Source organism: Salibacterium sp. K-3 (assembly GCF_054052005.1).
The window spans coordinates 157,201-171,500 of record NZ_JBSVZE010000003.1; the positions used below are offsets into that span (position 1 = coordinate 157,201).

Here is a 14,300-nt window from a genome sequence, read left to right on the forward strand (position 1 = left end):
AGTAAAATGAAGAAAGTCTTGCAGTGAGGTGTACTATGGCTCCTAAATACAAAAACGTGAAACAGTTTATTAAATCCAAAATTCTCGACGGCTCCTATCTTCCCCACCAAAAAATAAATTCCGAGTACGAACTGGTAAATCATTTTGACGTCAGCCGGCACACGATACGCCAGGCGATCGGGGAATTGGTGAGTGAAGGATGGCTGTACCGGGAGCACGGCGTCGGCACGTTCTGCGCCGACCGTTCCCGCTTCCTGCAGCAGCCAGCCAGAAAAAGCATTGCCATCATCACAACGTATATTTCCGATTACATCTTCCCCTATATTATCCAGGGGGCGGAAAGCCGTTTAAGTGCCGGGGGATACAACGTCATTTTGTTCAACACGAACAACGACCTTGAAAAAGAAAAATCAGCGCTGGAAAACATCTTAAGCCAGCATGTCGAAGGAATTATCGTTGAGCCGACCCGCAGCGCGTTTACCAACCCGAATATTAATTATTACCTGAACCTTGAGAACCAGCAGATTCCATTTGTAATGATTAACGCCTTTTATGAAGAACTTGAACCGCTTCATCTTATTATGAATGATGAAAAAGGTGGATATATGCAGACAGAACACCTTCTGGAACTGGGACACCGCAGCATTGCAGGGATTTTCAAAAACGATGATATTCAGGGTACAAGAAGAATGAAAGGGTTCTTGAAAGCCCATCGTGCTGCGCAGGCACCGGTCGATCCGAACCGGATTATCACGTATTCCACAACGGAGAAGTTCGAAAGGCCCGTGGAGCAGATAAGAAAACTGCTGGAACAGCCGGAACACCGTCCCACTGCCATTGTCTGCTACAACGACGAGCTCGTGATCCAGGTGTTGAATGTGATCCGTGAAAAAAATCTTTCCGTTCCGGAGGACATTTCGATCATTGGTTTTGATGATTCTCCTCTGACGGAAACGACGGAGATCAAGTTTGCCTCCATCAAACATCCAAAAATGAAAATGGGGGAAGATGCTGCCTCCTTAATAATGGACCGGATCGAATCCAACACCGAAAATACGGATGATTCCTGGGTCTATGAACCGGAATTGGTTCTGCGCCATTCCACCGCAGCCCCCTCCACCGGATCCCTTCTAACCTGAAAAAGAGCCCGCATAGTGGTACAGCACCACCGCGCGGGCTCTTTTTTATATTTCCAGGTGTTTAAAAGGGATAAGAGAGAGCGCTGCGACCGGACATATGCAGAAGTTTCAATCCGGTACAACGGTGGTCCCGTAAATGGTGTGCTTCATTCAGGCTTTCCTGCACCAGATCATGACTCAGCCCCAGTTCTTCAGGCACAGCCGGCCCGCCGATTTTTCCGATCAGTTCTCTCATTTCGCCGGACGACGGCATACGCTCTATCCCCTGCTTAATCACTTCCTGATTTTCTTCCCATCTGCGTTGATACACCGGGTCATCCACCTGAATCTGTTCCGGTCTGCTGAAAGAACGTTTATATAAATCGGAAATGACAGCGGTGGCCACACCGACTTTGGCTCCATGAAGCTTCTGTTTTCTACCCTCCTTCAGAAAGGCCAGTTCCCAATAATGAGAAAGGTGGTGTTCCGCTCCTGAAGCCGGCCGGGAATGATCAAGCGTCATCATGACAAGCCCTGATAATAGGAGGCTTTCCATCAATACCGCCAGCCCCTCATCCTTCCTCCCGGCAATCTGTTCCGCCTGGTCCCTGCATTGTAACCAGGCTTTCTGCATAACGTGCCGGGCCCATTCATTGTACGGCTCCCCCGCGATGAGATGCGAAATATCCCAATCAAACAGGGACGTTGCTTTCGCTGCCATATCACCGAATCCTGCCGCCGTCATTTCCCGGGGTGCCTGTCGAAGGACATTCATATCAGCGAATACAGCGAGCGGCGCAGCTGCCTGGATGGTTTTCTTTACCCCGTTCAGAATCAACGGGGCTCCTTTCGATGTAAAACCGTCAACCGATGGGGCGGTCGGAACCGAAATAAACGGAATTTTCATATTGGCGCTGACGAACCTCGTAAGATCATGAATCGTGCCGGAGCCGACCGCCAGCAGGCATTCCGTATCTTCCGGAATATGTACAAAAATGTGTATTAACGTTCTTTCATCGGCCGTGACCTGTCCATGCTCATTTTCCGGGGCAAGAACAGTCTCCAAAGCCGTATTTGCATAACCGAACAACTGCTCGATTTTATCCCCAGCAGCTTTTTTCGTGTTTGTATCTTCTATGATGACAACCTTTTGGAAGCCTTTCTCTCTCACGTAACCTGTAATATGAGCAAGACTGTTTTTTTCGACTTCCATGTGTTCCACGGGAAGCGGACAACCTTCATAACAGTTTTCGGAAAGATTCTGTAATTCTTGTTTCAGCATCATCGTGCTCTCCTTCCACACTCAATAATTAAAACAGGTGCTGCCAAGCCGTTTCGTACCTCTTCAAGTCCTGCTGACTGAATAAAACAAAGCGGACCGCCTGCACCGATTTCAGGTGCCGGCTCTGTTCATAAACCTCTTTGGCTGCAGCCGATGCCGCTGCTTCGACCGGATACCCGAACGATCCGGTGGAAATGGAGGGAAAAGCAATGCTCTGGATGTGATGTTCTTCCGCCCTGTGGAGTGCGTTTCGGTAGCAGGCACGGAGCAGCTCTTCTTCGGGCCTGTCCCTGCCATATACCGGACCGAGGCAATGAATGACATAATCATTCGGCAGGTTGAACGCTTCCGTTGTTACGGCCTCTCCCGGCTGAATAGGTGCCATTGGCGCCCCTGCTTCCGCCAGTTCAGGACCGGCCGCGCGGTGCAGCGCACCGGCAACTCCCCCTCCCATCATCAATTCCGCATTCGCTGCATTAACAACCGCCTCCATATCCTTCTGGCGGGCAATGTCTCCCTGTAAACATTCCACCACAATTCCATTAAGTTGTACGTGCATGTTTATCCCTCTTCCTGATCGAGCTTCACCAGAATGTCATGCATCTGCAACACAGACTCCTGCAGTTTTATCAGATCTTCTTCCCGAAGATGTTCGAGCCTTTTTTCCATTCCCTCCTCCAGTTTCACAGCAATCCTCTGCAGACAGCCGGCCCCTTCGCTGGTCAGGCTCATATACTTCACACGGCGGTCGGCCGAAGACGGCGTGCGGATAACAAATCCTGATTCCTCCAGTTTCTGCACAAGGGGAGTTAGATTGGATTTCTGGATACGGAGTTTTTTTCCGATCTCCGTGGATGTTAAATCGCCGCAATCTTCCAGCGCCTTTAATATAAAAAAGTCGGTAACGCTTAATTCGCTGTTCTGTTTCGTTTTGGAAGGCGGCAGCAGTTTTTTATTGATCATCGGAAACAAGGTCAAAAGATCTCTGGCTATTTCCTGTTTTTCTTCCTTGTTCATGATAATCCCTTCTTCATTTCAAAATTTGACAAGTATTTTCCTGCACTTGATAATACAGTTATAATAACATAACTATTTTAGCCGCGTAATCCGAAAAAAGGCAGGGGAAGACATGGAAACTATTATTGAAGTCGACCGGCTGAATAAACATTATAAAGATACCCACGCCGTGAAAAACGTCAGCTTCAACGTAGAGCAGGGAGAGATTTTCGGTTTCCTCGGACCGAACGGGGCAGGGAAAAGTACAACGATCAATATGATCTGCACGATGCTCGCCCCGACCGACGGAAATATTACGATCAACGGGTATGATGTCACAAGACAGCGCAGCAAAGTCAGGGAGAGCATCGGCATAATTTTTCAGGAAAATACTCTGGATGAAAAGTTGACCGCCGGGGAAAATCTGATGCTGCACTGCCGCTTTTACCGTGTACCGAAAGATAAGAGGGAGGCAAGAATCCAGGAAGTGCTGGACATTGTCGACCTCCCCGAAAGCCGGAAGAAAAAAGTGGAAACATTCTCTGGCGGGATGAAACGAAGGCTCGAAATTGCGCGGGGACTGCTCCATTATCCTAAAGTACTCTTTCTGGATGAACCAACTGTCGGACTTGATCCGCAAACACGCGCCCATATCTGGGAATATATTCTGCGGCTGAAACGAAAAGAAGGCATTACCATGTTTTTAACCACCCATTATCTGGATGAAGCCGAGATCAGTGACCGGATTGCGATTATGGATCACGGAGAGATTATTACGATAGACAGTCCGGGCGAGTTAAAAAAACAGGTGGGCGGCGATATTATTGAACTATCGGCCAAAGATAATGACCAGGCCGAGGCAGAACTGAAACAACACCTGCAGGACACAGAAATCATCAGACAGGACAGTCTCCTTCAAATAAAAACAGCCGACAGTGACCAGATTATCTCCGGGCTGTTGAAAAAACTGTCCGTTCCCGTCACGCATTTAAACATCCGCAAACCGACATTGAACGACGTCTTTTTGTCGTTCACCGGCCGTGATATCGAACATTCCGAAAACTGAAACGGGGGACACACACATGGAAGGTATATTTGCCATCTGGCAGCGGGATGTTATCAAGTTTCTCCGGGACCGGGCCCGTCTTTTCGGTTCTTTCAGCATGCCGATTTTGTTCCTGCTTATTTTCGGCGGCGGATTAAGCGGAACCATGGAAGGGTTAATCAGTGAAACGGTACCGGAAGAATCCGATTTTCAGTATGTTCAATTTGTATTTCCGGGCATTGTCGCCATGACCTTATTGATGACTTCCGTCTTTTCCTCCTTGTCCATTATTGAAGATCGTGATTTCGGCTACATGAAAGAGATACTTGTTTCCCCGGTATCAAGGGTGAACATCGCTGTCGGAAAAATGCTCGGCGCCTCCACCGTCGCCTGTATTCAAGGCATCATGATGTTTCTTTTGATTCCGCTGCTCGGGATCCGTTATCCCATTACCTCACTCATCCAGGTGATTCCGTTTATGTTTCTGCTCGCCTGCGCCCTCTCTTCCGTCGGTCTGCTTATAGCAAGCTTTCTGAAATCGACGCAGGGGTTTCAGCTCATCGTTCAGCTGCTCGTCATGCCGATGGTCTTTTTATCCGGCGCGCTGTTCCCGGTCAACAATATGCCCGGATGGATGGACATCATTGTGAAAGTCAACCCCGTTACCTACGGCGTGGATATTATGAAAAAGGTCATGATTGATACCGATTCCCTGTCGCCGGTGATCCGCGAAGCAATGGGACTGAACCTGACCGTATTCGGACGCAGCGTCACCGTGGCAGAAGAAGTGCTGTTCATGCTTGGTTTCACGGTTCTGCTTGTTCTGCTTGCAACGTTAAGCTTCCGCCGCTCCAATGCGTAACAGCAGGCATAAAGCTAAAAGCTGGAGAGACCGCTCCATTCCTGAAAGCGGTAGAACCAGTATGAAAGGGCCGATTCATCGGCGAATGTTTCGTATTCCGCAGTATAACGGCCCTTCTCATTGTTCCATACCCGTTGAAAATAGGCGTCCGTCTCCTCCATCACTTCCGTGTCTGACGCCGCACTTATTTTGACATTCGTTTCGAGATTAAAGTCCCCGATGTTTCGCTTCGTATAGTTGGCTGACCCGCCGATCACAACGTCTTCGCTCTCCTTTTCTACATAAACCATCTTCGTGTGAAACTGTTCCCCGTTGGTGTTGTACCATTTCACTTCAACGGCGCCATAGGATTCCCCCACCAGTTCTGCTGCGGCCGGGCGGTTGGGGATACCGTTTTTTTCGCGGCCGAAGGCATCTTTATTTGGATCCAGCACCAGGCGCACCCGTACCCCTCTCTCTGCTGCATCAAGCAGAGAACGGATGACCTCACGATCAGACAGATAGAACGCTCCCACCGTGATTTGATCCCCTTCTTCGGTTCCTGCTGTTTCATGAAGGATATGTTTCTCAATTTTCCCTTCTGTCAGCAGCTGTAGTTCGTATTCTCCACGATCGGGTGGATCCGAATCAATTTCCATCGAAGAAAACAATCCTTCCTCCGCACCTGCCATTTCTGCCACAGCTTCTTCGGTTTCCAGCATATCTTCAAGGACCCCGCCCCTCACTTCAAATCCGATATTGGAATGACGGGCACTGGCATCATGAGGATTGGCAGACGTCACCAACCCCCTCGTTTCGGTAATCACTGTTTTCCGGTGGTTCGCTTTGAAATTCAACAACTCCAGATAGGAGCGCAGTGTCACATCCGGAGCATCCGGGCTGAAAGCATTCGGCAGCCAGCCCTTCCCTTCGGTGCCGAACCACTGAACAAACGTACGATACACTCCGGAATACGCCGGATTTGAGTCCCTCAGCGGCTTGACATTGGTTTCAAAAACCGCAATTCCTTCCTCCTCCAGTGACGTAAGGATATCGGCGGAATAAGAACCGTAAAACGTATTAATCCGGTCGGTTATTACAACGATTTTCATGTCCGGGTTGTTCTGTTTCTTCTTGACCAGTGCCTCCGCCAGTCGTTCCGACAGATCCGGAAAGTTCATGGATTGATCATACTGGCCGTTAAACAAAAACATATCCAGAACGATAAAGTCTTCGGCTGTCTGAATCATATCAAAGACACGGTCAAAAACTCTCTGTTCCTTACGTTGTTCCCCGTTCTGCTGATACGTAAGATCATACAGAAATTCAACATCATCCGTACGGTGAACGTCTCCTTCCACAGAAGTATCCTCCGGCATCGGTTTATACACATGATAGACGGATATAAAAAACACTGCCAGTACGGCGATAAACACTCCTGTCACCACCGGCCGGCGGGCAGCTATCGTTTTCATGTCGTTCCCCTTCTCTCTTCGATCATCTGTCCTCATCATAACGGAAAAACCACAGGAAATAGAACCATTTTTTTCAATCCGTTCAAAAAGGACGGAGCCGGTAACGCGCATATACAGCATAAAAAATCCGAACGATGAACTGCATTCCACGTGAGAATGCGCTATCGTCCGGATTTTCAATCGTTCTTTACCCTTTTGTGTAAGAATCAGTCATCTCGATCATTGCGATCTTCTTCATCTTCGTCGTCCCTGTCATCTTCCTTATCCTCATCGTCTTCTTCTTCGTCCTCATCCGGTCCGCGTTCTGCCTCGTTTTCTTCTTCATGAGCAAACGTTGCTCCACCGGCAAAGGAGATCTTAATCTCCAGTTTCTCTATCGCTTCCGGCTGCTCCAGCGACTGCTTCACAGCATCGACAGCCTGTTCTGTCCCCATATCTGCCTGCAAGTCCCATTCTTCCAGATAGGACTCCATCACAGTAAGAGCTTCTTCTCCTTTTAGTTCACGCTCTCCGTCTTCCAGGTCCTCTTCGATTTTCGCGGAGGCCTCTCCGTCGAATTGTTCATATTTGATTTCCAGTTCATTATCACTGCTGTATTCCGCTTCCACTTTCACGGATAGTACATCATTGGATTCCACAGGTTCCTGTGAGGGCTCTTCCTCCGTACTTTCATCGGTGACTACAGCCGCATCTTCAATGGCGTTTTCCAGCACCTGCAGAGATAATACATCTCCCTCCTGAAGCTGATCCGGCGTGATATAACGTCCTTCATACTGCACCAGCAGTTCCTCATCATACGTGAACGTTTCTTCCGTTCCGTTTACAGTCAATGTCAGTACCTGCTCTTCTTCCTGGACTCCAGTAAATTCTCCGCGTACCTCTGCTGCCCCTTCTTCGTCGAGCCAGTTATCATAGGTACGGTCGAGGACCGTCGCCATCTGAGCACGGGTAATCGGCTTGTTCGGCTGGAACAGTCCCTCTTCGGTTCCGTTCACGATATCCTCTTCATCTGCCACGTTGGCATAACCGACAGCACCGGCCGGAATAGCTTCCGCGTCCTGAAAATCAGGTGTCTCTGTCATCGCATCCAGCGCTTCGTCTTCCAGCCCCAGAGCCCGGACAAGTGTAGCTGCCACCCAAATCCGTTTCGCCGGTTTATTCGCATCAAGGGTCGTTTCATTGGTGTCAAACAAGCCCTGTTCCAGCGCAACAAGGACATACCCTTTCGCCCATTCGTTTTTACCATCGCCAAAATACTGATCCGCATCCTCGAAAGCCACCTCTGTATCGGTATCTTTCTGCTGCGCCTCTTCTTCCAGGCCGAGCATCCGCACCGCTGTAATAATCGTCTGCATGCGGGTCACCGGTTCACCCGGCCGGAACGTTCCATCTTCATACCCCTGGAAGATGTCTTTTGCGTTCATACGCTCGAGAGACTCCGCGGCCCAGTAATCCTCGTCTGTGTCTGAAAAACCAGCCTCCTCCGGTATTCTCTCCTTTGCGTGATCAGGAATGTTCTCCATTGCGTGCTCTGGAATCTGTCCGGGATGATTGTTGGCCAGCGCCGCTCCCGGCAGACTGCATGCAAAAATAAAAGCCAGTGCTCCTCGTTTCATTGCTTTCATCTCATTGTGTCCTCCTCTGTCTTTCATCATTGTTTCTAGTTGTTGTATCGGTTTTGCAATAAAAGTATTTATAGGAGGAACGACTTAAATATCTTCTTACTTATGACAAAACAATCATATAGTCATCCCTTCATAGTAGATCAAAGTGGCACTATCCTGTTTTGCAGTTTGTTTGCAATTGAGCAACAGTCATGGATGTTCCACATTTTACAAATCTCACAACTACTGGTACAATAACGTTTGTGACGTTGAGCCCCAGTAGCTCAGGGGAAGAGCAACAGCCTCCTAAGCTGTAGGCCGCAGGTTCGAATCCTGCCTGGGGCGCCAATTTCAAAAACATTACCACCCTGATTGGGGCACATAAGATAAATCATGCAAAAGAGTCTGAGACGAAAGAATACGGTTCCGTTGATGATCCGAACGATGGAATGAAATGCTGCGCTTGAGCATTCTGTTCCGTCGTTCTTTTTTGTCTATCGGAATGCGAGTTCCGGGTTCTGGCAGTTCGGAACAGCAGTGGATGAGCACCAGACACAGAGTTTACCAGCCAAACGTCGACGGTTACCAGCCAAATCCCGCCATTAGCATGCCAAACAAGCAGGTTTACAAGCGGGGCCCGATGGTACAGAAAAACCCGGACGCTTCATTGAAGAATCGTCCGGGTATCATGGATATAAAGTTGATTTATGTCCCAAGCTCTTTCTATAAAGGCGGGTAAACATACACTTTCCTCCTTCCCGCCATATCCTGTAGGGAAAATGGTTAGAAGGAGGGAAACCATGTCTTTCTTTAAAAACGACAACAATTTTGCGTTAATCGTTGTGCTGTTTATTCTCCTCGTCATTGTCGGCTCTGCTTTTGTTAAGTACTAGACAGAACTTTCCCGAATATTTTTTCGGCGGGCGCATTTTTGGTGCGTCCGTTTTTTGTGCGGCTGCACTTAATTTTCCGACATTTTCAATACGTCTTCCTTCTCTTTCAACTCTCATTTATAATGATTTTACGTCAATAGTCACCATTTTAATCTATTATAATTAAATAACTCAATTAAACTTAATATATCTTATTATATGTATAACTATCTTCGAATAATTCGAGGAAGGGAGGCGTTTTTATGAAGATGTCCAGTGTGTATAAAGGCATGATTTATCTCATCGGTATCATCATAAATTTTCTTGGAGTGTCTTTGATTGTAAAATCCGGACTGGGAGCAGGGTTCTGGGCTGCCTTTTTCACGGGACTGTCGGAGCAGATAGGGTTCACGGTCGGAACATGGTACGGGCTGTTCCAGTTCCTTTTTATCTTTGTTAACGGATATCTTGTCTGTCGGAGACCGGAATTTCTGGCGTTCATTCCCCTTGTTCTGGAGACCATTGTCTTTGATTTCTGGCTCGAGGTTGTGTTCAGCAGCCTGAATCTGTCGGCCGCTCCGCTTTATCTCCAGCTGCTCGTATTTGCTTCGGGCATCTTCTGCGTGAGCCTCGGTGTCGCACTCTACATTCTTCCCGGTTTTCCGAGAGCACCGATTGATCAGTTGTTCCTGGCGTTCAGTGAACGATTCAACTGGAACATCCGGAGGTCCCAGACATTGATTGCGATTCTTGTTGCGGCAATCGCCTTTTTCGTCGGCGGTCCTGTCGGTATCGGCACCGTCATTGTCGCACTTTCCATCGGCACGTTTATACAGTTCTGGTACGAAAAACTGGCTGCAGTGTATCAGCAGTACGCCGGAAACGACATGATGAGTGCATAAAAAAAAGCTGCCCTGACGAACGGGCAGCTTTTTTCTTGAACTCCGGGGGAGACGGACATTCCATCCGTTATTTTTCCTATATCGTCAGTAAAACAGGTGGGCGCGGACATCTGATACGTTATTTCCTTGTTTTCGAGGTATTTCAGACGCGATTCAGCTGAGTAACGGAACCAGTGTCCGTCCACTCTCCATAATCCCTGGCATTCCGGGATTTAACGGAACAGATGTCCGAACCACCTGAAATACCACGCGACCTTCCCCGACATTCCATTCAAATCGTAAACACGTTCAGGTCTTTTTCCTGCAGCTGAAGACGGGTCTCTTCCTTCAGATCGTCTGTAATAAAGGTATCCACACTGTCCCAGTTTGCGATCCGGCTGAAAGACTGGACGTTTAACTTCGTGTGGTCCGCCAGTACGTAGACATCATCTCCGGCTTCTATCATTTTCTGTTTCACATGGGCCTGAAGTTCGCTGGAATCACTCAGTCCCTTTTCTGCATGAACCCCCTGGCAGGAAAGAAAAACTTTGTCTACATGATACATATTGATGCTGTATTCCGCCAGCGGGCCGACAAACGATAACGAACGGGGCGTCAAAATACCACCCGTGGAAATGACCTGAATATGCTGCTTTTCACTTAGTTCCGCCGATACTTTCATCGAATTGGTCAGCACAATGAGAGGAATATCTGGCAGGCCTTTCGCCATATACCAGGCGGTGGAACTGGCATCCAGAATGATACGGTCATTTTCTTCAATGAACTCCAGTGCTTTTCGGGCAATCCCGTTTTTCTCCTCTACATTGGTTACTTCCCGCTCAAAATACGGCGTTTCCGTTTTGTCATTTTTTATGGAGACCGCGCCGCCGTGGCTCCGCTTGATCTTCTTTTCCTTCTCCAGATGATCCAGATCACGGCGGATTGTCTCTTCTGTCACGCCGAACTGTTCACTCAATTCGGAAACGCGGACACTGCCTTTTTCATCTACCGTCTGCAGAATACGCTCATACCTCTCAGCCACTAACACTCTTTTCCCTACTTTCCGTCTAGACGGTGAGGTCTTCACCGTTATTTACTCCTATCGTATCACAAAAGTCGTGATAAGCACGAAGCCACGTCTGTTCTTCTTCCGGGAAATAATAGGCCATCTCCGTGCTTTTCAACGTAATCAGGCGGGCCTCGGCCAGGCTTTCCACTTTACCTGCCGCCATCAGCTGGATCATGACATTGCCGATGGCACTTCCTTCCACCGGTCCGGCCCAGACCGGCTTCCCAAGAGCGTTAGAGGTGAAGCGGCACAACATCTCATTCCGGATGCCGCCGCCAGTCATATGGAGCCCGTAAAACGGCGTGCCGGCAAGGTACTGCGTCCGCTCAAAGACATAGCGGTATTTCAGCGCAAGACTTTCCAGAACCCCTCTTGTTATTTCACCACGGGACTGCGGAACATACTGGCCGGTTTCGGTGCAGTACTGTTGAATCTCCTTCGGCATGTGGGACGGATTTAAAAAACGGAAGTCATCCGGATCGATGAAAAAGGAAAAGGACGAAGCATCCTCTGCTTCCTGCAGCAGCTGTTCGTGCCCGATTTTTTCATCATGTTCCCAGATCCGTCTGCACTCTTCGAGAATCCAGAGCCCCATAATATTTTTCAGGAGGCGGAATGTATTGTTCACACCGCCTTCGTTCGTAAAATTCCATTCAAACGCTTTTTCGTTAATGACAACCTCCCCGACTTCTGTGCCCATTAAGGACCAGGTGCCGCAGCTCACATAGGCAAAATCCTGATCCATTGCCGGTATGCCAGCTACCGCCGATGCCGTGTCATGTTCGCCTGCAGCAATGACCGGCACCGGCTCTATATCCAGTTCTTCGCACACTTCCGTACGCAGTTCTCCAATGATCGTTCCCGGTGTGACGACATCCTGAAAAATGTCCTTTTTCACACCGGCCGCCTCTGCCAGTTCACGGTCCCATTCCATCGTCTTCGGATTAAATAACTGGGTTGTGGTGGCATTGGTAAATTCCGTTTTCTTTTCACCGGTCAAAAAATAGCGGAGCAGATCCGGCATTAAAAGCAGATCGACCCCTTCGTTTAAGAGCGGGGACTCCGCCTGGTTCATCGCCTCCAGCTGGTAAATCGTATTAAAAGGGAGAAACTGAATGCCGGTTTTTTCAAAAATATCTTTTCTGCTTATTTTGGACTGCTGAAATTCCTCCATCACGCCGTCCGTGTAATGATCCCGGTAATGATACGGCGCCCGCAGCAGTTCCCCGTCTTTTCCCAGCAGGCCGAAATCCACCGCCCACGTGTCAATCGCGACAGCTTCCAGCGGCTCTCCGGATTGTTTGGCCTGCATAATACCCTGTTTGATTTCATGAAACAGCCGGTATACATCCCAGTGAAGCCGCTTTCCAATCTGCACAGGCGTGTTATCAAACCGGTGCACTTCCTTCATGTGCAGACGGTAGTCTTTGACGTCGGCCAGAATCGCACGCCCGCTTCCGGCACCGATATCAAAAGCTAATACACTCACCAGCCTGCACCGCCTTTACCGCGCTTAAGAATCTTCTCAGCATATCCGCTGTCCCGGTACGCTTTCATCGGCTCCGGTGCAGCTCCCATTTCTTCGCGGACAGCTTTCAGAAGCGGAGTGACATCAAACTCATACGCTTCCCTCACTACTTCTTCCGCCCACAGTACATCCTGCTTCTCCTGGGCTTCCCGAAGTTCTTCAAGGTTGACGAGACACGCTTTGGCATAAAGATTCTGTACATTCATGATCGAGCGGATCATGGCCGGAATTTTCGGCTCAACGTTGTGGCACTGATCAAGCATATAGGCGATATTGCCGGCTGTTTTCGCAGCTCCAGGATCTTCTTTATCTTCTTCTGCCGCTACAATCTGCTGCATAATGAGAAAAATCTCATGTGGATTGTGGGCCGCGACAATCAAGTCATCATCAGCATATTTGCGGCTGTTGAAGTGAAAACCGCCCAGCTTCTTCTCATCCAAGAGGTAAGCGACAATATGTTCGATATTGGCCGCCTGCGGGTGATGGCCGGTGTCGACAAGTACATCCGCTTTCGGACCAAGTTTATTCGCCATATTGAACGCCATGCCCCAGTCGGCAAGATCTGTATGATAGAAGGCGGGTTCAAAAAACTTGTACTCTATCAGCATACGCATGTCTTCGTCCAACTCGTTGTAAAGCGTCTGCAGCGATTCGTGCATCCAGTTCTTGCGTTTGCGGAAATCGGCCTGTCCCGGATAGTTGGTTCCGTCGGCAAACCAGAGACTGATTGCCTTGGAGTCCACTTCTCTGGCAATGTCTACACATTCAAGCAGGTGATCTGTTGCTTTTTTGCGGATGGAGGCGTCGGAGTTTGTAATACTGCCGAACTTGTAGTCATCATCCTGAAACACATTCGGGTTCACCGCGCCGATGGCTATGCCGTGATCTTCGGCATGGGATTTCAGCGCTTTATAATCATCCACTTTATCCCAGGGAATATGAATGGCAGCGGCTCCGCTGCTTCCGGTGAACTTGTGAACCTGGGCTGCATCTTCTATTTTTTCAAACGGGTCGCGGGGAATTCCTTCCTGTTCAAACACTTTAAAACGGGTTCCGGAATCACCGAAGCCCCAGGAAGGCGTTTCCACTTCCAGCTGTTTTATTTTGCTTTTCACTTTTGCAAGGTCAATGCCCCGCGCCTGTTGTTGTTCTTCAAACAAGGCATACTGTTTATCACTCATCGGTTACACAGCCTTTCTATTACGTATTCAACGGATAAGCCATCGTACTCATCAGCGCCAGTTCCGGCTGGGTGGAGTCGAGGCGGCTGTACTGCACAACAACCGGCAGATCGCTTTCCACCTCGATCGCATATGGAACATTCACCGGAACCTTACGGCCGTTCTTCTCCAGCGACGCGGTTCGGATATGGCTGGTTCGTTCTCCCTGTACCTGCACGTGCATATCTTTCAGCGGTTCCCGGTCTTCAAAGTAAGCGGTTATGCTGACATTCGCAGTTGTTTCCTGCATATTCAGTACACAGATGGATTCATGACTTGTCTGTTTGCCGCTGCTTTCAGGCGGGATGAACCCATCGGGAATGATCCAGTGGGTTCCGCCTTTGTTTTGTCCTGCCATGTGCTGGTCCT

Annotated in this window: 14 protein-coding genes and 1 tRNA gene; 6 read left to right on the plus strand and 9 right to left on the minus strand. The window is 49.0% G+C overall.

Annotated features, from left to right (window positions below):
• Window positions 1-35 precede the first annotated feature (35 nt).
• Window positions 36-1,139 carry a substrate-binding domain-containing protein gene (locus ACW9JV_RS16390; RefSeq protein ID WP_457336392.1) on the plus strand — a complete coding sequence of 368 codons (1,104 nt, stop codon included), beginning with the start codon at window positions 36-38 and terminating at the stop codon, window positions 1,137-1,139.
• Between the two features lie 61 nt (window positions 1,140-1,200).
• On the opposite strand, the gene ACW9JV_RS16395 is transcribed toward ACW9JV_RS16390, so the two are convergent.
• Genes ACW9JV_RS16395 through ACW9JV_RS16405 form a run of 3 tightly spaced genes read right to left on the minus strand, consistent with a single transcriptional unit; the run spans window position 1,201 to window position 3,417 of the window.
• Window positions 1,201-2,403 (minus strand): sn-glycerol-1-phosphate dehydrogenase, encoded by a 1,203-nt coding sequence (locus ACW9JV_RS16395; RefSeq protein ID WP_457336394.1) that lies wholly within the window; start codon window positions 2,401-2,403, stop codon window positions 1,201-1,203.
• A gap of 25 nt (window positions 2,404-2,428) precedes the next feature.
• Window positions 2,429-2,959: a macro domain-containing protein gene (locus tag ACW9JV_RS16400; protein WP_457336397.1), complete on the minus strand. Its 531-nt coding sequence runs from the start codon at window positions 2,957-2,959 to the stop codon at window positions 2,429-2,431.
• Between the two features lie 2 nt (window positions 2,960-2,961).
• Window positions 2,962-3,417 (minus strand): MarR family winged helix-turn-helix transcriptional regulator, encoded by a 456-nt coding sequence (locus ACW9JV_RS16405; protein ID WP_457336398.1) that lies wholly within the window; start codon window positions 3,415-3,417, stop codon window positions 2,962-2,964.
• Window positions 3,418-3,529: 112 nt separating this feature from the next.
• Between ACW9JV_RS16405 and ACW9JV_RS16410 the strand changes: the two genes are divergently transcribed.
• Together ACW9JV_RS16410 and ACW9JV_RS16415 are read left to right on the plus strand one after the other, a co-directional pair.
• Complete coding sequence (locus ACW9JV_RS16410; RefSeq protein WP_457336400.1) at window positions 3,530-4,462, plus strand: ATP-binding cassette domain-containing protein; 933 nt, start codon at window positions 3,530-3,532, stop codon at window positions 4,460-4,462.
• Between the two features lie 16 nt (window positions 4,463-4,478).
• Entirely contained in the window at window positions 4,479-5,303 is an 825-nt protein-coding gene (locus ACW9JV_RS16415; protein ID WP_457336403.1) for an ABC transporter permease, read from the plus strand.
• Between the two features lie 14 nt (window positions 5,304-5,317).
• Here ACW9JV_RS16415 and ACW9JV_RS16420 read toward each other — a convergent pair whose 3' ends face one another.
• Together ACW9JV_RS16420 and ACW9JV_RS16425 are read right to left on the minus strand one after the other, a co-directional pair.
• On the minus strand, window positions 5,318-6,757 hold the full coding sequence (locus tag ACW9JV_RS16420) for a phospholipase D family protein (protein ID WP_457336405.1): 1,440 nt from the start codon (window positions 6,755-6,757) through the stop codon (window positions 5,318-5,320).
• Between the two features lie 206 nt (window positions 6,758-6,963).
• Complete coding sequence (locus ACW9JV_RS16425) at window positions 6,964-8,382, minus strand: S-layer homology domain-containing protein (RefSeq protein WP_457336407.1); 1,419 nt, start codon at window positions 8,380-8,382, stop codon at window positions 6,964-6,966.
• A 252-nt stretch (window positions 8,383-8,634) separates the two neighbouring features.
• Between ACW9JV_RS16425 and ACW9JV_RS16430 the strand changes: the two genes are divergently transcribed.
• The 3 genes from ACW9JV_RS16430 (at window position 8,635) to ACW9JV_RS16440 (ending at window position 10,135) form a co-directional block, all read left to right on the plus strand.
• A tRNA-Arg gene (locus ACW9JV_RS16430) sits at window positions 8,635-8,709 on the plus strand.
• A gap of 452 nt (window positions 8,710-9,161) precedes the next feature.
• On the plus strand, window positions 9,162-9,254 hold the full coding sequence (locus ACW9JV_RS16435; protein WP_457336409.1) for a YjcZ family sporulation protein: 93 nt from the start codon (window positions 9,162-9,164) through the stop codon (window positions 9,252-9,254).
• A gap of 242 nt (window positions 9,255-9,496) precedes the next feature.
• Window positions 9,497-10,135 carry a YczE/YyaS/YitT family protein gene (locus ACW9JV_RS16440; protein ID WP_457336411.1) on the plus strand — a complete coding sequence of 213 codons (639 nt, stop codon included), beginning with the start codon at window positions 9,497-9,499 and terminating at the stop codon, window positions 10,133-10,135.
• A 271-nt stretch (window positions 10,136-10,406) separates the two neighbouring features.
• On the opposite strand, the gene ACW9JV_RS16445 is transcribed toward ACW9JV_RS16440, so the two are convergent.
• The 4 genes from ACW9JV_RS16445 to ACW9JV_RS16460 are packed head-to-tail and all read right to left on the minus strand — an operon-like array spanning window position 10,407 to window position 14,289.
• Window positions 10,407-11,162 carry a DeoR/GlpR family DNA-binding transcription regulator gene (locus ACW9JV_RS16445; RefSeq protein WP_457337229.1) on the minus strand — a complete coding sequence of 252 codons (756 nt, stop codon included), beginning with the start codon at window positions 11,160-11,162 and terminating at the stop codon, window positions 10,407-10,409.
• Between the two features lie 19 nt (window positions 11,163-11,181).
• The gene (locus tag ACW9JV_RS16450) at window positions 11,182-12,672 is read right to left on the minus strand and encodes a rhamnulokinase (protein WP_457336413.1); all 1,491 of its coding nucleotides are present in this window, start codon (window positions 12,670-12,672) and stop codon (window positions 11,182-11,184) included.
• Window positions 12,669-13,892, minus strand: coding sequence for an L-rhamnose isomerase (gene rhaI, locus ACW9JV_RS16455; RefSeq protein WP_457336415.1), 1,224 nt, complete (start codon window positions 13,890-13,892; stop codon window positions 12,669-12,671). Before rhaI ends, ACW9JV_RS16450 begins: the two co-directional genes overlap by 4 nt.
• Window positions 13,893-13,911: 19 nt before the next feature.
• Window positions 13,912-14,289 (minus strand): sensory rhodopsin transducer, encoded by a 378-nt coding sequence (locus ACW9JV_RS16460; protein WP_457336417.1) that lies wholly within the window; start codon window positions 14,287-14,289, stop codon window positions 13,912-13,914.
• Between the last annotated feature and the right edge of the window lie 11 nt (window positions 14,290-14,300).

Excerpts from the sequence above, each read along its gene's own strand:
- ACW9JV_RS16390 (WP_457336392.1), top strand. The coding sequence starts at position 36 with ATGGCTCCTAAATACAAAAACGTGAAACAGTTTATTAAATCCAAAATT.
- ACW9JV_RS16395 (WP_457336394.1), bottom strand. The coding sequence starts at position 2,403 with ATGATGCTGAAACAAGAATTACAGAATCTTTCCGAAAACTGTTATGAA.
- ACW9JV_RS16400 (WP_457336397.1), bottom strand. The coding sequence starts at position 2,959 with ATGCACGTACAACTTAATGGAATTGTGGTGGAATGTTTACAGGGAGAC.
- ACW9JV_RS16405 (WP_457336398.1), bottom strand. The coding sequence starts at position 3,417 with ATGAACAAGGAAGAAAAACAGGAAATAGCCAGAGATCTTTTGACCTTG.
- ACW9JV_RS16410 (WP_457336400.1), top strand. The coding sequence starts at position 3,530 with ATGGAAACTATTATTGAAGTCGACCGGCTGAATAAACATTATAAAGAT.
- ACW9JV_RS16415 (WP_457336403.1), top strand. The coding sequence starts at position 4,479 with ATGGAAGGTATATTTGCCATCTGGCAGCGGGATGTTATCAAGTTTCTC.
- ACW9JV_RS16420 (WP_457336405.1), bottom strand. The coding sequence starts at position 6,757 with ATGAAAACGATAGCTGCCCGCCGGCCGGTGGTGACAGGAGTGTTTATC.
- ACW9JV_RS16425 (WP_457336407.1), bottom strand. The coding sequence starts at position 8,382 with ATGAAAGCAATGAAACGAGGAGCACTGGCTTTTATTTTTGCATGCAGT.
- ACW9JV_RS16435 (WP_457336409.1), top strand. The coding sequence starts at position 9,162 with ATGTCTTTCTTTAAAAACGACAACAATTTTGCGTTAATCGTTGTGCTG.
- ACW9JV_RS16440 (WP_457336411.1), top strand. The coding sequence starts at position 9,497 with ATGAAGATGTCCAGTGTGTATAAAGGCATGATTTATCTCATCGGTATC.
- rhaI (WP_457336415.1), bottom strand. The coding sequence starts at position 13,892 with ATGAGTGATAAACAGTATGCCTTGTTTGAAGAACAACAACAGGCGCGG.
- ACW9JV_RS16460 (WP_457336417.1), bottom strand. The coding sequence starts at position 14,289 with ATGGCAGGACAAAACAAAGGCGGAACCCACTGGATCATTCCCGATGGG.